The 18,013-nt window shown below is 71.4% G+C and carries 11 protein-coding genes; 5 read left to right on the top strand and 6 right to left on the bottom strand.

Annotated features, from left to right (window positions below; genetic code table 11):
- Positions 1-22 precede the first annotated feature (22 nt).
- Both DDF62_RS03055 and DDF62_RS03050 read left to right on the top strand, forming a co-directional pair.
- Positions 23-685 carry a response regulator transcription factor gene (locus DDF62_RS03055; RefSeq protein ID WP_116487748.1) on the top strand — a complete coding sequence of 221 codons (663 nt, stop codon included), beginning with the start codon at positions 23-25 and terminating at the stop codon, positions 683-685.
- Positions 682-2,046: a sensor histidine kinase gene (locus DDF62_RS03050; RefSeq protein WP_116487747.1), complete on the top strand. Its 1,365-nt coding sequence runs from the start codon at positions 682-684 to the stop codon at positions 2,044-2,046. The genes DDF62_RS03055 and DDF62_RS03050 overlap by 4 nt, the downstream gene beginning before the upstream one ends.
- Here the strand turns inward: DDF62_RS03050 and DDF62_RS03045 are convergent.
- From DDF62_RS03045 to bcsA, 5 genes are read right to left on the bottom strand one after another with little or no spacing between them, the layout of a single operon-like run.
- A complete protein-coding gene (locus tag DDF62_RS03045) occupies positions 2,043-2,369 on the bottom strand; it encodes a hypothetical protein (protein ID WP_116487746.1) in 327 nt (108 codons plus the stop codon). The two genes, DDF62_RS03050 and DDF62_RS03045, sit on opposite strands and share 4 nt — an antisense overlap.
- Positions 2,370-2,401: 32 nt before the next feature.
- A complete protein-coding gene (locus DDF62_RS03040) occupies positions 2,402-3,400 on the bottom strand; it encodes a family 8 glycosyl hydrolase (protein WP_165832157.1) in 999 nt (332 codons plus the stop codon).
- Positions 3,401-3,410: 10 nt separating this feature from the next.
- Entirely contained in the window at positions 3,411-3,884 is a 474-nt protein-coding gene (bcsD, locus tag DDF62_RS03035; RefSeq protein ID WP_116487744.1) for a cellulose biosynthesis protein BcsD, read from the bottom strand.
- On the bottom strand, positions 3,881-7,855 hold the full coding sequence (locus tag DDF62_RS03030) for a cellulose biosynthesis protein BcsC (protein WP_116487743.1): 3,975 nt from the start codon (positions 7,853-7,855) through the stop codon (positions 3,881-3,883). Before DDF62_RS03030 ends, bcsD begins: the two co-directional genes overlap by 4 nt.
- Positions 7,852-12,222, bottom strand: coding sequence for a UDP-forming cellulose synthase catalytic subunit (gene bcsA, locus DDF62_RS03025; RefSeq protein ID WP_165832156.1), 4,371 nt, complete (start codon positions 12,220-12,222; stop codon positions 7,852-7,854). The genes DDF62_RS03030 and bcsA overlap by 4 nt, the downstream gene beginning before the upstream one ends.
- Before the next feature lie 498 nt (positions 12,223-12,720).
- Here bcsA and kdgD point away from each other — a divergent pair, with 498 nt between their 5' ends.
- The 3 genes from kdgD (at position 12,721) to DDF62_RS03010 (ending at position 16,320) form a co-directional block, all read left to right on the top strand.
- On the top strand, positions 12,721-13,638 hold the full coding sequence (gene kdgD, locus DDF62_RS03020; protein ID WP_116487741.1) for a 5-dehydro-4-deoxyglucarate dehydratase: 918 nt from the start codon (positions 12,721-12,723) through the stop codon (positions 13,636-13,638).
- A gap of 151 nt (positions 13,639-13,789) precedes the next feature.
- The gene (locus DDF62_RS03015) at positions 13,790-14,698 is read left to right on the top strand and encodes a LysR substrate-binding domain-containing protein (protein ID WP_116487740.1); all 909 of its coding nucleotides are present in this window, start codon (positions 13,790-13,792) and stop codon (positions 14,696-14,698) included.
- A gap of 56 nt (positions 14,699-14,754) precedes the next feature.
- Positions 14,755-16,320, top strand: a complete 1,566-nt coding sequence (locus DDF62_RS03010; RefSeq protein ID WP_116487739.1) for a carboxylesterase/lipase family protein — start codon at positions 14,755-14,757, stop codon at positions 16,318-16,320.
- A gap of 169 nt (positions 16,321-16,489) precedes the next feature.
- On the opposite strand, the gene DDF62_RS03005 is transcribed toward DDF62_RS03010, so the two are convergent.
- A complete protein-coding gene (locus tag DDF62_RS03005; RefSeq protein WP_116488192.1) occupies positions 16,490-18,004 on the bottom strand; it encodes a right-handed parallel beta-helix repeat-containing protein in 1,515 nt (504 codons plus the stop codon).
- Positions 18,005-18,013 lie beyond the last annotated feature (9 nt).

Raw genomic sequence — 18,013 nt, 5'->3', positions numbered from 1 at the left:
GTCGTGACCCGCTACATCCCCGATGAAGATACTCGTTGTCGAGGATGATCCGCCTCTGCGCCGCTCGCTGACCGCCACGCTCGAGAGCGAGGGGCACCAGGCCGTCTGCGCCGAGACCGGCGAGGCGGCGCTGGCCCTGGCCCTGCCCGGCGACTTCGACGCCATGATCCTCGACATCGGCCTGCCCGACATCGACGGCTTCGAGATCCTGTCGCGCCTGCGTCGCGAGGGCTTTTCCACCCCGATTGTCGTGCTGACGGCCCGCGACGCCGTGCAGGACCGCATCGCCGGCCTCGACATGGGCGCCGACGACTATGTGCTCAAACCTTTCGACCCGTTCGAGCTGGTGGCCCGGGTGCGCGCCGTGGTCCGCCGCAAGAGCGGCTATGCCGCCCGCATCGTCACCCTGGGCTCGCTGACCTGCGACTGGGAGGCCGGCGCGGCCTGGGTCGGCCAGCGGCGGCTGGACCTGCGTCCCCGCGAATGGGCCGCGCTCAAGGCCCTGGCCATGCGCCCCGGACGGGTGGTCGACCGCGGCCAGCTGGCGGCCGAGGTGTTTCCCGATGAGCAGCCCGCCTCGCCCAACGCGCTGGAGGTGCATGTGGGCCGGCTGCGCCGCAAGCTGCTGCCCGACGGCCCGCAGCTTCAGACCCTGCGCGGCGCCGGCTACCGGCTGGATCCGTGAGGCGGCGGCGCCCGCCCAGCCTCGTCGCCCGCCTGCTGATCGCCCAGGTGGCGCCGCTGGCCCTGCTGGGCGCGGCGCTGGCCCTGGCCGGCGCCCTGGCCGCCCACCAGGTGGTGGAAAAGACCTCCGACCGGCTGCTGGCCGGCTCGGTGGCCTCGATCGTCGCCCAGATCGGGGCCGAGGACGGCCGCGCCAAGGTCGCCCTGCCGCCCTGGTCGCTGGGCCTGCTCGACAGCCCCGAGCGCGACGCGGTGTTCTACGCCGTTCGGCAGGGCCCAAGGCTGGTGACCGGCTATGACGACCTGCCCCATCCGCCGGCCCCGCCGCCCAACGAGACCGACTTCGCCTATGCCGACATGCGCGGCTATCCGGTGCGCATCGCCCAGGCGACGGTGATGGTGCCGGGCGTGGCCGACCCCGTCGTGGTCGCCGTGGCCCAGAGCCTGGACTCCCGCCGCGCCAGCGTGCGCGAGCTGCAATTCAACTTCATCATCCTGCCGCTGCTGCTGGTGCTGGTCGCCGCCGCCCTGGTCATCCCGGCCGTGACCTGGGGCCTGGCCCCGTTGCGCAGCCTGACCGCCGACCTGACCCGCCGCGCCCAGTCCTCGCGGCCCGACTTCGCGCCCGTGCGCGATCTCGACGCCCCGGCCGAGCTGTCGCCGGTGGTGGCCGCCTTCAACCGCCTGATGCCGAGCCTGGAGCGCTTCACCAAGGCGCTGGAGCGGTTCTCGGCCGACGCCTCGCACCAGCTGCGCACGCCGCTGTCGGTGATCATCGCCAACCTGGCCCTGGTCGAGCGCACGATCGAGACTGAGCCGCAGAAGTCGCTGCTGAAGGACTCGATGGCCGCCGCCGGCAACCTGCGCCAGGTGCTCAGCCAGCTCCTGGCCCTGGCCCGCTCGGAGGCGATCGCCGTCGAGGGAACGAGCGACCTGCGGCTGCTGGTCGAGACTATCGCCGCCGAGGTGGCGCGGGACTATCCGGACGTGGTCTTCCGCCGCCGCCTGCCCGAGACCGCCGTCGCCGCCGGCAATGCGGTGCTGGTCGGCGAACTGCTGCGCAACCTGGTGTTCAACGCCTGCGCCTATGGCCACGGAAGCGTGTCGCTGGTCGTCGCGGCCGACGGCGCGGGGCTTGGGCTGACGCTCTGGGACCACGGCCCGGGCGTTCCCCCTGAGGAGATCGGCCGCATCTTCAGCCCGTTCTTCCGGGGCAGGAGCAAGAGCGAAGCGAACGGCGCGGGCCTTGGCCTGGCGATCGTGCGCTCGATCGCCCAGCGCCTCGATATCGGCCTGGCCGCCCGCACCCGCGCGCCGCGGCCGGGACTGGTGGTGGAACTGCGGTTCGCCCCGGCCGACTAGGCCCGCTCGACCATGCGGCGGAAGATGTCGTCCAGACGCGCGCCGGCCGGCTTTTCGGCGACGGGCGCGGCGGGCTGGACCGGCTCGGGCGCCGGCTCGCAATAGGCCTTCAGGAAGCCGGACTCGACGGTCACCGCGTCCTCGTTGGCGGCCGGGGGGCAGCCGAAGACGTTGCGCAGGGCCAGGGCCATGGCCTCGCCCTCGCTGAGGGCGGCCTGGGCCTCGACGACCGGGGCGGCGTCGTCGAAGACCTGCTCGAACACCTGGTAGGGCAGGTTCGCCTGGTTGATCATCGAGAACAGTCGGTTGACGTCGCCAGCCATGGTTCGGCTCCACCGCTTCCAGCGGCACGGGGTTAAGGTCGCTTGCCGCCCTTCTCCCGACCCGCCATTTCGGCGAGCAGGCCAAGGGCGCCAGAGTAGTACGTGCGATCCTGCGACGCTCCCCGCAGCGCCCGGATCGACGGGTCGTTCAAGGCCAGGGCGGCGATGGCGACACCGCCTCCAGATAGCGGAAAGTCGGCTTCCCGCCCGTCGGACATATTGACCCATGCCGGTGGCGGTTTTTGGGCTTGAATCTTTCCACGCCAATACGCGGCGGTCTCGCGCGCCAGCGAATCTTCGCCTCCCCAGGCCAGGTAAAGGGGCACGCGAATGGCGTCGAAACCGAATAATGGGGGTTTTTCAGGCGCTAAGGCCAAGCTGCCGTCATTGCCCACCAGAAGCCAGTCGGGCGGCAGTTTCTGCGCGCCGAACCGCCCATCCCTGGCCAGTTCGACCCCGTCGGCGACCAGTGTGCGCCAAGGCGCCGCAGGGCCGTCCTCAACGGCGAAGTCCTTCAGGGCCGGCAGCACGAAATAGGAAGGGTTGGTGACCACCCCCGCCGGGCTGCGGAAGCCTTCGAGGCCGGGCAGCAGCACGGTGCGGCCGCCGACCTCGACCACCAGCCGCTCGGCGACGGCGTCGCGCATGGCCTTGGACGCGGCCAGATAGTCGTCGTTCTTCCAGCGCCGACCGGCCCGCAGCAGCGCCCAGGCCGCCAGGATGTCGCCGTCCGACGCGTTGTTCTCGTCGGCGACGGCGGGTTTGGACCGCGGATCGTAGCGCCAGGCCAGCAGCGGCGCGTTCTTGCGCACGAGGTTGCCGCGGGTCCAGGTCCAGGCCTTGTCGAAGGCCTCGCGGTCGCCGTGCCCCTCGGCCAGCAGCATGGTCCAACCCTGGCTCTCGCTGTGGCTCACACCGCCGTTCTCGGGATCGATGGTGCGGCCGTCGGGCTGCACATAGGTCGCCTTGAACTGCGCCCAGCCATCCGGCGGCCGCGCGCAGGCGCTTCCCGCGGCGGTGATCAGCACCACCGCCAGCAGCCTAGACGCGGTGCTCGAACACCAGCGGAGAAGCCAGGGGATCGCGGCAGGTGGTGACCCCGCCCGGGCTTCCCTGCGCCGCCAGCCAGGCGCCGTAGGCGCCCGCCAGAAGCTCGGCCATGAGCGGCGGCCAGGCGCGCTCGTCGTCGTCTTCGAGAACATTCGGACAGGCCCCATGGGTGATGAGGATGTGGTCTTCGGCCACGGCGAGCTGCACCCAGCCCCAGTCCATGGCGTCGAGGATCTCGTTCAGCCGCACTTCCAGCTCGTCCAGCGTCTCGAGCTTGGGCAGGGCGTGGCGGCGGGCCATCCGCTCGCCGGTGGCGCACAAGAAGCGCTTGACGGCGCCCTTGTCGGCGACGGCCGCCAGCTCGTCGGCCAGCGCGGCCAGGAACGGCGCCCACTGGCCGCTGACCCGCCGCCGGCGCAGGTAGCCGAGGTCCTTGGACCGGGGATCGAACTCGCTGGCGCTCATCGGCCGCCGTCTCCACCGAGGATCTGCTTCACGCCCACGCTGACCGCGGTCTCGTTGTAGACGCCGAAGGTGTTGAAATTGACCGCCCCGCCGATGCTGGCGCCGGGCCGGAACTGGTAGTCGGCCGACAGCCCGCCCGAGATCCCAAAGCCGCTGGCGCTCTGGGCCAAGTAGCGGGGGAAGACGTCGGCATCGGCCTGGGCCAGGGTGGTCAGCTCGCCCTGCAGCGCCGCGTCCATCGGGAAATAGGCCGCGCCGGCCTGGTTGTAGGTCTGGTAGCCGGGGGCGATCGCGCCCTTGAACTTCCACGCGCCCTGCCGGGCGGTGACGCTGATCGGCGCGGTCAGGCTGGTGAAGGTCTTGGGGCTGAAATAGCCGCCATGGCCCAGGCTGAAGAAGTTCTGGTTGTTGTCGAAGCCCTGCTGGTTGAGGTTGAAGCCGACCTGAACCTCGGTTTCGCCGCGGCGATAGGGCCGGATGTAGCCGCCCAGATTGACTTGGTAGCCGTCGTTGTCGGCCACGTGCTCGCCGTCGTAGTGGCTGTAGCTGGCGTCGCCATATAGGCCCGAATAGCCGTCGTCGTACGACAGGCTGACCCCGCCGCCGGTGCGCATCACCCTGCCCCAGCGCTGGCCGGTGACCGGGTCGCGGGCGCCGGCATAGGCCACCACGCTGTCGGTGACCGGGCGCCGCTCGATCCAGGCCTTGCCCTGGCCGCTGGCGCCCAGGCGCGGCGAGAAGGTCACGCCGCCGGCCACGTCGATGTCGCCAAAGCCGATCGGGGTCGTGCCGATGTCGGCCTTCAGCGGCCCGGCTTCCATGGCCAGATTCACCGACGCGCCCGAGGCGCTCTGCGGCGAGGCGGCGCGATAGACCGGCGCGAATTCCCCGACGATGGCCCGGGCGTTGACGATCTGGTTTGCGCCGTAGCGCTGCTCGGCCGAGCCCGAAGGGGTGCCGCCGTCGATGCTGACCGGCGAGATCGAGGCGGTGAACCGCGCCTCGCCCAGGTTGGCCGAGGCCGAGGCCGTGGCCGACAGTTCGTGCAGCCGGCCAAGGCCCGCCTCGCCCGAGCGGGTGCGGATCTGGGCCGAGCCGGCGACCTGGGCGGCGGTGCGGGCGGTGATCTCGGCGATCTGGCGATCGATGTCGCCGACCACCGGATCACGCGCGGCCGGGGCCACGAACGGGTTGCCCGGCGCGGGCGCCACGCTCGTGGTCGGACGCGGCGAGGCCGCCTCGCCTGCCCGGCCGTTGCGGCCGGTGAACGGGAAGGCCAGGCCCGCGAAGTTGCGCTCGCCATTGGTCGCGTACGAGGGCGCGGGCGCGGCGGCCGGGGTCAGCACGCCCGCCAGCTGGTCGCCGCCCGAGGCCACGTCGACGCCCAGCAGCGGCGCGGCCGCGGCAGAGCCCATCAGGTCGTAGCGGCTGGCCGCCACCGGCAGCACCGGCGAGGTCCGGGCCGGAACGCCGCCGCTGGTGAACGGGTTGGGGCCGAGACCGCCGCCCGGCGTCGCGTTGGAGCCGCCGGGCGCCAGCACCGCGTCGAGCCCCGAGCCGAAGGTCGGCGTGCGCTCGCGCAGGAGCTTGGCGGTGCGCAGGGCTTCCAGCGCGCCGCGCTCGTTGCCGGCCTGGCGCTCGACCCGGGCCGAGGCGAGATAGAGGTCGGCGTCGCGCGGCGAGGCGGCGATGGCCTGGGCCAGGGTGCGGCGGGCGCCGGCCAGGTCGCCCTTGCCGGCCGAGGCGTCGGCCAGGCCGATCAGGGCCTCCTTGTCGCCAGGCTTGGCCCGCAGCAGCACGCCATAGGCCTGGGCGGCCTCGCCGTACATCCGACCGTCGAGGTAGACCCGGCCAAGCGGGGCCAAGAGGCGGGTGTTCTTGGGGGCCACCGCGAAGGCGGCCGACAGAACGTCGAAGGCGCTGGCCAGGTCGCCGGAGGCGCGCAGGCGGTCGGCCCGCTCGGCGCCCAGGGTGGCGGTCAGGTCGGCGACGGCGCGCGTCCCCTCCGGCGAAGTCCCGGCCCGGGTGGCGGCCTGGCGGATGATCGCGGCGGCCTCGGCGTCGCGGCCGGCCTTGGCCAGCACCGCGACCATGCCGTCATAGCTGGCCGGCGCTTCGGTGACGCCCTCGACCAGGGTGCGCTGGGCGATGGACAGCGCCGTCTGGCGGTCGCCCAGGTCGTACAGCGCCGAAGCCAGCCGCCCTTGCGCGTCGACCGACAGGCCAGGACGGGCCGCCAGGCCGCGAAGCTGGGCGACGCTGCCGCCCTGCCTGGCCTGGTCGATGGCCGCGTCGATCTCCAGCCGGCCGCGCAAGGCGGTCATCTCCGGCGTCATCCGGGCGGTCGAGGCGCGGCCGAGCAGGGCCAGGGCCTCGGTGGGCCGCCCCTGCTGGTCGGCGAAGACGGCGGCGGCGTGGATCTGCTCGGGATCGCTGCCGGCCGAGACCTGGGACATCAGCCCCTCGGCCGCCTGGGCCTCGCCCTGCCCGGCCAGGAAGCGGGCGAAGTCGAGCCGCACCCACGGGTCGCGCGGCGCCGAAGCCAGGGCGCTCTCGAAGGCGGCGTTGGCGCCCGACAGGTCGCCGTTGGCCCACAGCTGGTTGGCGCGCTCGTGGTCGATGCGGCCGCGCAGCAGGTTCTGGCCGCTGGCGTCGGGCGCCAGGGCCGGCGAAGCGGCGGCGACCGTCTCGGCCTCGCCCGTGCGGCCCTGGTCGAGCAGCACCTGGACCAGGCCCTGCTGGGCCTCGGCCTGGGTAGGCGCTGCGGCCAGGATCTGGCGATAGACGCTTTCGGCCTCGGCCGCCTTGCCCTGCCGGCGCAGCGACTCGGCCAGCAGGTTCGAGGCCAGCAGCCGGTCGGGATAGGTCTGTGCGGTCAGCGGCCGCAGGGTCTGTTCGGCCTTGGCCGCCTGGCCCTGGTCGAGGGCCGCCTGGGCGGTCTGCAGGCCGGAATAGAAGCGGGCGCTGGTCAGGGCCTCCTTCCAGCGGCCGGCGCTGGCGGGGCTGGCGCGGCCGGCCCGGGTCAGAAGATCGGCGGCCTCGGTGAACTGCTGGGCCTGCAGGCGCACGAGGCCAAGGCCGCCCAGGGCGTCGGCGTCGCTCGCCCGGCGCGACAGGGCCGCCTGGAAGCGGCGCTCGGCCTCGGCGACATCGCCGGCCTGCAGGGCCTGGAAGCCCTTGGCGCGGTCGCCGGCCGACGGATCGACGGGGGCTGAAGCGCTGGCCTTGGGCGCCACCTTGGCGGCGGCCAGCTTGCGCGAGATCTCCGCGTCGTTGGGACGGGCGGCCAGATAGTCGCCGAACAGGTCGGCGTTGCGCGGGCTGTCGTCCATCCAGGTCAGGGCCTGGCGCCAGGCGCTGGCGGCCTTGCCCGACACCGCCCCGCCGCCGCCCGCCAGGCGGGCCAGCACGGCCACGCCCTCGCGGCGGCTGCCTTCGCGATAGGTCAGGGCCTGGCCCAGCGCCAGTTGCACATTCTGGTCGCCGGGCTTGCGGGCGGCCAGGGCGCGCAGGCCGGCTTGGGCCTGGGCGACGCCGCCGGGGGCGCCGGCCAGGGTCTGGTAGTATTCGAGGGCCAGGGCGTCGGGCGGGGTCGCACCGCCGAAGGCCTGGCGGTAGGCGGCCGCGGCCGCGGCGCTGTCGCCCTTCTGGGCCAGGGACCGGGCGCGGGCCAGGTCGCCGCCGGCGGCCGCCGGAGCGCTGGCGCCCGGACGCTGCGGGGCGTCCAGCGCCGCCAGGCCGCGCCTGGCGGCGGCGTTGCCGGGATCGGCGGCCAGGGCGCGCTTGTAGGCGTCGGCGGCCAGGTCCTTGCGGCCCTTCTGGCTCCAGAAGTCGCCCTGGCGCACGAGGGCGGAAACCGCCGCCCCACCGGGCGCGCTCCCGGTCTGGGCCTCGGCGACGCTGGCCGTCCCGCCCGCCATCAGGATGGCGGCCAGGGCGGCCTCTACGGACATGCGACGCAGGGTCTTCACTGGTGGCTGCCCCCTTCGAGGCGACGGCGCGCGACGGACTTCAGCGCGAAGATGATCGGGAACGACAGGGCCAGGCCCACGCCGAAGATGGCTGCGGCCAGCAGCAGCGGACGCTGGCTCAGCCACCACATCATGTAGACCCACCAGGGCAGGTCGCCGGTGTGGAACTGCTTGCCGACCTGGAAGCTGGAGAAGCCGTCCTCGGTGACCACCGCCAGGTCGCCCTGCACGCGGGCGTTCTGGGCCGGATCGTCCAGGCGGGCGAGCACGGCCGGCAGACGGGCCGGATCGCTGGCCAGCACCGCCACCACCGCCCGGTCGCCGTCATAGGGCGAGCGGAAGCTGACCAGGCCCTCGAAGCCGTCGCCGGCCACCAGCAGGTCGTCGGCCTGCCCGCGCGCCTTGGCCGCCTCGCCGTTGGCCATCAGGAACACCCGCTCGGCCAGGGCCGCGGTCTTCAGGCGCAGGCGATCGGTCTCGAAGGTCACCGGCGCGCCGGCGAACAGGCCGGAGAGCCGTCGCGCCGTCTCGGGCCGTCCGATCAGCAGCACGTCGCGCCCCTTGAGCGAGGCCGCGTCGGCCGTGCGCGAGATCGCCACCCGCGTCACCGGCGCGCCGGTGACGTCGCCAAAGCGCCCCATCAGGTTCAGATAGGCCTCGATGTCGGCCGGGGCCGGAGCGGCGTCCAGCACCACGGTGGTCTTGTCGAGGTCGGCGTTGCGCGTGAACGGGAAGCCGGCGCTGGCGAAGAAGGCCAGGTTCGGCAGGGCCGCGAAGTGGCGCCCGCCGCTGAGGTCGATGGTGCTGTCGGGATCGATGCCGCTGTGGACATTGGTCGGCAGCTGGCCCTGGCAGGCGCCGGTCTTGTTGCTCTTGATGTCGAAATAGAACTGCAGCTGGCTGGCGCCGAACAGCAGGTAGGGCGGCAAATCGAGGCTGTGCTCGTTGCGGGCGAAGCGGTTGAAGAGGCCGCGCACCTCGGCGGTGCGGTCCTGGGCGCTGAGCCGGTAGGAGCGCAGGTACTGGCCGTTCAGCGACACGTCCAGGCGCGACTGCTCGCGGTCGAACCACGGGCCCTTGGGATAGCGGTAGCGCACGCGCATCGGCGCGCCCTGCACCGGCCACAGGAAGAGGTCTGGGGCCACGCGGAACGGCACGTTGACCGGGGCCGGCGACAGGCCCGGCGCCTGCAGCAGCTGGGCGTCGACCAGCTCGCCCATCCGCACCGGACGGTCCATGCGCAGCCAGCGCGGCGCGTCATAGGGCGCGCGCGGGGCGATCAGGGCGGTGTCGACCTGGGCCATGGCGCCGCTGAGGCCGCCCTGCGAGATGCTGAGCGCCAGGGCGGCGCGGCGGATCTCGGAGGTGTCGCGGCCGACCACCAGCAGCAGCCAACGGTCCGGCGCCTGCGGGTTGGCGACCACCGCCAGGGTGGGGCCGTTCACCTGCGGCAGGACAAGGCCGCCGATCGCCTGGCCCGACTGGCCGAACACCACGCCTTCGCCCTGCGGCAGGGCGCCGATCAGGGTCGGGAAGGCAAAGCCGCGATAGCTGGCCCGCATGCCGAAGTACGAAGCCGCCGCCCCCGCCCCGCGCAGCACGGCGTCGGACGGGGTCTCGGCGAACACGAACGGCAGGACGAGCTTGCCGCCGCCCTTGTCGAAGAACGGCCCAGGCAGCTGCGACAGGTCCGGCCGGCCCGGCAGGCGCGAGACGGTCAGCTCCAGGCGCGAGCGCTGGTTGGAGACGTTCATCCACAGCGACGAGTGCTGCGGGTCCTCGCAGGCGCGGGTGTAGTGGCCGATGAAGCGGAGATTGAGATTGTTGTCGCGCAGGAACAGGGCCGGGTCGATCGGGATCGACCACTCGGTCCCCGCCGCGCGGTCGGGGGTCAGCATCACCGTGCCGGCCGGCTCGCCGTTGAGGGTGACGGCCAGTTGCGACAGGTCGCCCAGCAGCGACGGCGAATAGGCGCCGTTGACCACCAGGCGCGCGGCCGTGACCACCTCGTCGCGGCGCAGGGTGAAGTCGACACCGGCCTCGCCCTGCACGCCTTGCAGGCGCAGCGGCTGGCCGAACCCCAGGTCCTTCAGCGTCAGCACGCGGGTAGAACCAGCGGGCGCCGGGGCGGCGATCTCGGCCGGCAGGGCCTGGGCCTTGGCCTGGCCGCTCCAGCCCAGGGCGCCGGCCAGAAGCGCGCCGGCCAGGATCACGGCCGCGCCGCCGTCGGGACCGCTGGCCCGCGAGCGCGGCGTCAGGGCCGCCGGCTTGGCCGCCCGCCACCAGAACAGGATGCTGGCGCTGGCCCGCACCAGGCCGGCCAGGGCCGCCAGCGGCCGCACCGGCGCCCAGTGGGCGTTGGGCTGCCAGGCGTCGGCCCGGCCCACGACGTTGCGCACCAGGTCGCGGCGTTCGGCAAAGCCGAGCGGCAGGAACTGCACTCTCAAGACCCCCTTGTCGAACATGACGGCGCGGGCCTTGAACTGGCGGGCGCGCTCGTCATGCAGGAATTCAACCGTGTCGATGTGGCGGTCGTTCCCCCAGAAGCCGTCGGGAACGATCGCCGAAAGGCCGCCCATCGAGACCTCGCGGGTCTCCACGTCCAGCACCTCGCCGTTGGTCAGGCGCAGGCGGGCGGGCAGGAAGGCCTCGATGCGGACATGCTGGCGCACCTGGCGGGTCTCGCGGCCGACGGCGATCGCCGTCAGCAGCACCAGCAGGCTGAACAGCGTCCAGAAGGTGTTGAGCACCAGGGTGCCGAACAGAACGAGGTCGGGCTCGGCGGTCACCAGCTTCCACATGCCCCAGCACAGGCCGGCGATCAGCAGGCCCGCGACCACCACGTGCGGCCACATCAGCGACCAGTCGAAATAGCCCTTCTCCAGCCGCCCGCCCTTGTCGGTGACGTTGAACTTGCCGCGCTTGGGCGCGAACAGGGTGACGATGGTCGGCGCCACCAGGTGGAAGGCCAGCAGGGTCTCGTAGATCTCGCCCCAGAACGCCATGCGTTCCTCGCCCTGCATGCGGTTGTTGGTGACGATCGAGTGCACCAGGTGCGGCAGGGCGTAGACCAGGATCACCGGCGCCGAGGCGCTGATGATGTTGAAGCCCAGCAGCAGGAAGGCCAGCGGCGAGGTCAGGAACACGATGCGCGGCAGCGGAAATTGGAAGTGCAGCATCGCGTTCAGGTAACAAAGCCGCTGGGCCATGGTCAGGCCCTTGCCCAGCAGCGGATTGTCGACGCGGAAGATCTGGGTCATGCCGCGCGCCCAGCGGATGCGCTGGCCGATGTGCAGGGCCAGGCGCTCGGTCGCCAGGCCGGCCGACAGGCGGATCTCGAGGAAGGCGGTGTTCCAGCCCTTGCGCTGCAGCTTCAGCGCGGTGTGGGCGTCCTCGGTGACGGTCTCGTGGGCGAAGCCGTGGGTCTCCTCCAGGGCCGAGCGGCGGATCACCGCGCAGGAGCCGCAGAAGAAGGCCGCGTTCCACAGGTCGTTGCCCGGCTGGACGACGCCGTAGAAGAGGTCGCCCTCGCCGGGGATGTCCTTCACCGTCTGGATGTTCCGCTGCACCGGATCGGGCGAGTAGAAGTGGTGCGGCGTCTGCAGGAGGGCCAGGCGCTGGTCCTCCTGGAACCAGCCCAGCGTCATCTGCAGGAAGGCGCGCGTGGGGATGTGGTCGCAGTCGAAGATGCAGACCAGCTCGGCGTCGGTCTGCTCCAGGGCGTGATTGAGGTTGCCGGCCTTGGCCCCGAAATTGTCGGGGCGGGTCATGTAGATCGCCCCGGCGCGCTCGGCGAACTCCTTGAACTCGGGACGGCGGCCGTCGTCCAGCAGGTACACCTTGAAGCGGTCGCGGGGGTAGTCCATCCCCAGCGCGGCCAGCACCGTGTCCTGCACGATCTCCAGGCTCTCGTTGTAGGTCGGGATGTAGACGTCGACCGTCGGCCAGCTGGGCGGCGCGCCCTCCAGCGGCCGCACCGGGCGCTGCAGCGGCCAGGCCGTCTGCAGGTAGCCCAGCAGCAGGATCAGCCAGGCGTAGATCTCGGCCAGGTACAGGCCCGTGCCGAAGAACGCCTCGGCGGCGTTGCGAAAGTGCAGGGTCTCGGTCGTACGCCACCACAGATAGCGCGTGCTGACGATCACCGAGACGACGCACAGGGCGATGGTCAGGTGCTTGGACTGCGACAGGCGGTTGGCGACGACCACGCCGACGATGGTCGCGCCGGCGAACAGGGCCTGGTCCTTGAAGCTGAGCGGCATGACGATCGCCACGACGGCGACGGCCAGGAAGGCGGCGACCAGCAGCCCCACCCCGACGCGCAGCATCGCCCGCTCCAGGAACGACTTGGGCGAAACCCCCGCCCTCATGCCAGCGCCCGCGAGTCTTGGCCCTCGATCGACGGCCATGGCTGCATTGCTGTCATCGCCGAAGAACCTTCCACTCTTATAGTCAAGCTTTCCAACGAGCGCGGACGGCCGATGCTATCTGTTACGCGTATGGACCTACAAGCGAGGCCGTATGGCTGATTGAGCAGCAGTTCCAGAGGGTGTCGCCGCGACCAAAGGCCGCATTACTTCCCGAAACGGGAAAACGATGGTTTCGACAACCGGACTACAAAGATGAACGTCAAACGATACTTGCGGGCAACTCTATCCGCGAGTTCAAACCCAGAGGCACGCCCGAAGGTGGAATTCACCGCGCAGGCGGGGTTCGGGGAACGGTTTTCAGCGTCCGGCCATCGAGCCAATTCCGGTATCGGTCGATAGCGCCTTTGGCTTAGACCCCGGCGGAGCGGCTCTCTACCGTCAGCCTCAAGAAACGGCCTCCCGGCGTTCGGGAACAGGCCGTCGCTCGGAGAGGACTTCATGAGCCAGATGTCGCCGACGGACGTGGCCCGCCAGCTCGGCGGCGGCCTGCTGTCGTTCCCCGTCACCCATTTCGACGCCCAGCACCAGTTCCTGGAAGCGCCCTATCGCCAGCACTGCGCCTGGATGCTGGACCACGAGCTGGCCGGCCTGTTCGCCGCCGGCGGCACCGGCGAGTTCTTCTCGCTGCGTCCCGACGAGGTGGGCAAGGTGGTGCGCGCGGCGGTCGCCGAGACGGCCGGCAAGATCCCGGTCATCGCCGGCTGCGGCTACGGCACGGCCATCGCCACCGACCTGGCGCGCGACGCCGAGGCCGCCGGCGCCGACGGCCTGCTGCTGCTGCCGCCCTACCTGACCAACGCCACCCAGGAAGGCCTGCTCGCCCACATCGAGTCGGTCTGCAAGGCCACCAGCCTGGGCGTCATCGTCTACAATCGCGACAACGCCATCATCAACGAGGACACCCTCGAGAAGCTGTGCGACCGCAACCCCAACCTCGTCGGCTTCAAGGACGGCGTGGGCGACCTGGAGCTGATGATGCGGGTCTATGCCCGCATGGGCGACCGCCTGACCTATATCGGCGGCCTGCCGACGGCCGAGACCTTCGCCCTGCCCTATCTGGAAATGGGCGTGACGACCTATTCGTCGGCGATCTTCAACTTTCTGCCGCAGTGGGCCTTGGGCTTCTACAAGGCCGTGCGCGCCCGCGACCGCGAGACGGTGATGACCGGCCTGCGCGACTTCGTGCTGCCCTACATCGCCCTGCGCAACAAGGGTAAGGGCTATGCGGTCTCGATCGTGAAGGCGGGCATGAAGGCCGTCGGCCGCGACGCCGGGCCCGTGCGCCAGCCGCTGACCGACCTGACGCCCGCGGAGTTCTCCGAACTCCAGGGCCTGATCGCCCGCGTCCAGGGCTGAGGACGATGGGGTCGATGCGCCCGGCGTATCGACCCCCGTCGCGCCCCCGATGACCGCGCTCTCGACCCTGCCTGGAAAGAAGGCCCTGGCGATAGGGCCGAACGAACGTCTAGCCTCGCGACTCCAGGGTGTTGTCGACGGGCGCTTTCCGATGTTCGAACTCAGCCAGCTTCGCTGCTTCGTCGCCACCGCCGAAGAGCTGCATTTCGGCCGCGCGGCCCAGCGGCTGAACATGACCCAGCCGCCGCTGAGCCGGCAGGTGCAACTGCTCGAGCGCATCCTCGGGGTCACCCTGCTCGACCGCACCAGCCGCTCGGTGCGCCTGACGCCCGCCGGCCGCGCCTTCCTGCTGGAGGCCCGCCGCATCCTGCGCCTGGCCGAGAGCGCGGCCCTGGCCACCCGCCGCATCGCCAGCGGCGACGCCGGCCAGATCGCCATCGGCTTCACCGCCGTCTCCGGCTACAGCTTCCTGCCGCGCCTGGTGATCCTGTCCAACGCCCGCCTGCCCAACGCCGACCTGACGCTGCGCGAGATGGTCACCCGCGAGCAGGTCGAGGCCCTGCTGACCGGCCGTATCGACATCGGTCTCGTCCGCCCGCCGATGGACCGCGCCGAGTTCGCCACCGCCCGCGTGCTGAGCGAGCCCCTGGTGGCCGCCCTGCCCAACGGCGACCCTCGCCTGGTCAAGGCCAGCCTGACCCTGGCCGACTTCGACGCCGGCCCGCTGATCATGTATTCGCCCGAGGGCGCGGGCTATTTCTACAACATGCTGACCACCCTGTTCGACGCTCATGGCGTGGCCCCGAACTACGTGCAGCACGTCACCCAGATCCACTCGATGCTGGCGCTTGTGCATGCGGGCCTGGGGGCGGCGATCGTGCCGGAGTCGGCCATGAGCCTCCACTTCGACGACGTGCAGTTCCGCCCCGTCGAGACCACGCCCGACCGGCCGGTCGAGCTCTACATGGCCTGGCGCAAGGACAACGAGAGCCCGATCCTGCAGACCTTCATCGACCTTTGCCTGGCCGAGGCCTCGCCGGCGGATCCGGACGAGCGCTGACGCGCGCCTCCTCCCGTCGGCCGCCGCGGCCCAACGATAAAAGACGGGAGAACACCATGACCCTCGATCGCCGCGCCGTGCTGGCCGGAGCCGCCGCGCTGGCCGTTCCGCTGAAGGTCAACGCCGCCGGACGGGCCGCTCCAGTGGCGACCACCACGGCGGGCCGGGTGCGCGGCGCCGAGGTGGACGGGATCAAGGTGTTCAAGGGCGTACGCTACGGCGCCGACACCTCGGCTCGCCGCTTCCAGCCGGCGCAAGGCCCCCAGCCCTGGAAGGGGATCGCCGACGCCCTGGCCTATGGCGCGGCCTCGCCGCAGCTGAAGACCGACGAGGCCACCAGCGAGGACTGCCTCTTCCTCAACGTCTGGACCCCGGGGCTGGCCGATGGGCGCAAGCGGCCGGTGATGGTCTATGTGCATGGCGGCGCCCACGCCAACGGTTCGGGCTCCAGCCCGCTCTATGACGGAACCTGGCTGGCCAAAACCTATGACGTGGTGGTGGTGACGGTGAACCACCGCCTCAACGCCTTCGGCTACAGCTATCTCGCCCGCCTGGGCGGGCCCGAGCTGGCCGACAGCGGCAATGTCGGCAATCTGGATTTGATCCTGGCCCTGCAATGGGTGCGCGACAACATCGCGGCCTTCGGCGGCGATGCGGGCAACGTCATGACCTTCGGCCAGTCGGGCGGCGGGGCCAAGTGCGTGACCCTGATGGCCATGCCGCGCGCGGCGGGCCTCTACCACAAGGTCGCCACCATGAGCGGCCAGCACGTCACCGCCATGGGACCGATCCACGCCACCATCCGCGCCCGCGCCTTCATGGACAAGCTGGGCCTCAAACCCGACGAGACCGACAAGCTCAAGACCCTGCCCGCCGCCCAGCTGGTCGAGGCGCTGAAGATGCGCGACCCGCTGGAGCGCAAGGGCGGGATCGTCTTCTGGTCGGTGGTGGACCACGGCGTGCTGCCGCGCCACCCGTTCTATCCGGACGCCCCGCGCGAGAGCGGGCATATCCCGATGATCATCGGCAATACCCACGACGAGACCAAGGCCTTCCTGGGCGGGGATCCCAAGAACTTCGCCCTGACCTGGGAGGAACTGCCGGGCCGGCTGGAGAACGAAATGGTGCTCGACATGTCGCCCGAATACCTGGTCGGCCGCTATCGGGCGCTCTATCCGCAGGCCAGCCCGTCGGACCTGTTCTTCGCCATCACCACGGCCGGGCGCTCGTGGCCGGGCCACCTGATCCAGGCCGAGCAGCGGGCCCGCATCGGCGCCCCGGCCTGGATGTACCAGCTGGACTTCGGCGCCCAGACCGATCCCCGGATGGGCGCCTACCACAGCTATGACATCGCGCTCGTGTTCGGCACGCTGGCCGCCAAGGGCTCGATGACCGGCACGGGCCCGGCGGCGACGAAGGTGCGAGACCAGTTGAGCGCCGCGTTCGCCGCGTTCGCCCGCACCGGCGATCCCAACTGCGCGGCGATCCCGGCCTGGGAGAAATACACCCTGCCCCGGCGGCCGACCCTGGTGGTCGACGAGACCTCGGCGATGGTGGATGACCCGCGCAAGGAAGAGCGGGAGATCTTCGCGGTCGCGCCGTTCATGAAGGAGGGGACGTAGGGCGAAGATCCTCCCCCTGAAGGGGGAGGTGTCGGCGAAGCCGACGGAGGGGGAAGCTTGATGGCGGCCTTCCGATACCTCGAAAGCTGAAAACGCCCCCCCTCCGGCCCTCCGGGCCACCTCCCCCAGAGGGGGAGGATCTTGAATGGCGGGAGCTGTCGCCAAGCGGCTACCGCCCCACGGCCACCGCCGCCGAGAACGCCGAGGTCGCCCCGGCCGGCGTCGTCACCGTCGCGGTGATCGCGTCGCCGATCTTGGCCCCGGCGACCTTGCCCGAGAACTCGGCGCGACCGCCAGCGTCAGTCACCGCCCGCATCGCCCCCAGGTACCGCTCGCCCTCCTGGCCCAGCGGCCGGCTCCCGAACACCTCGATCAGCACGGCGGCGTTGGGCGGGCCGTCCAGCACGCCGCCCACGGCGAGTTCGTCCTTGACCACGTGAGCGCTCGCCAGCCGCGGCGGCTGGAGCCCGAACTGCGGCGCCGCGTGGCACTTTTCCGGCGTGTTGTCCGCCGTGCAGACCTGGGCCGCACCGGCCTTGTCGAACACCACGCCCATGCCGCGCGAACCGACGAAGCTGGCGTGCTCCAGTCCCGGCGGGCCGACGACGATGCCGCCCCGGACCATCTTTTCGTCGCACGAGCCGCCGGCCGAGCACAGCATGATCGGCTTGCCGTTCCCGGCGATGGCGTTCCGGCTGATGCGGTTGGCGGCGACCTTGGCCTCGGGGCGCACGGCTATGCCGATCCCGTTTCCCCGGATCTCGTTGCCGGCGATCATGTTGTCGGCCCCGCTGACACTGATCCCGAACGCATTGCCCTCAAAGACATTGGCGCCGATGTAGTTGCGCGCGCCCCAGTTCAGCTGCAGGCCGTCGGAATAGTTGGAGAATCTGTTGCCCACGACGGTGTTGTCGTTGCCCCACAGGATCTCGATGCCCTGCGAGGGCTCCAGGTTGTCGGTCCCGCCGTCGAAGCTGTTGTCGGCGATCAGGTTGAAGGCCGCGCCGCGCGTCAGCTCCAGGCCGTCGCCGTTCTCGACGAAGGCGTTGCGCAGCACCTTGTTGTCGAGCGTGGTGTGCGAGGTCGAGCCGCCCTTGCCGTCGTCGCCGCTGAGCATCACCCCCGCGCCGCCGATGTTCCGCACGATGCGATTGTCGGCGATCACCGCGTTCGAGGTGCGCAGCACCAGCACGCCGATGCAGAAGCCCCGAATCTCCAGCCCGCGCAGGGTCACGCCCTTGGTGTCGACCAGGGCGAAACCGGGATTGCTGGCGGTGCGGACATTGGTGCCGTACTGGCCCTGGACCATGCCGGGGCAGGACTTCAGGTCCCGCGGCAGATAGCCCGAGCCGTCGACGACGTTGTGGCCGCCGGTGCGAGCGAAGGCCCGGCCCTCGATGGCCACCGGCCCCTTGATCGGCGGCAGGGCCGATTTCAGCACGATGGCCGGGGCGGCGATCTCGATGCGGTAGCGGCCCGGCTCGGCGTTGCTGGTCTCGATCGCCCAGCGCAGCGACCCCTTGGCGCCGTCGTCGGCCGCGCGGTCGACCAGCAGAATCTCGGCCTGCGCTCCCGACTGGGCCGGCCCGCCGGCGGCGACGGCGGCGATCGGCTTGGGATCCTGAGCCAGGGCCGGCGAAGCCAGCAGGGCCGCGACGATCGCGACGGACGCTACACGAACCATCGGTCCCTC

The organism is Caulobacter radicis (assembly GCF_003094615.1).
Lineage (GTDB): Bacteria > Pseudomonadota > Alphaproteobacteria > Caulobacterales > Caulobacteraceae > Caulobacter > Caulobacter radicis.
Note: the sequence above shows the minus strand (reverse complement) of the source record. Positions and strands in the feature narration are given on the sequence as shown.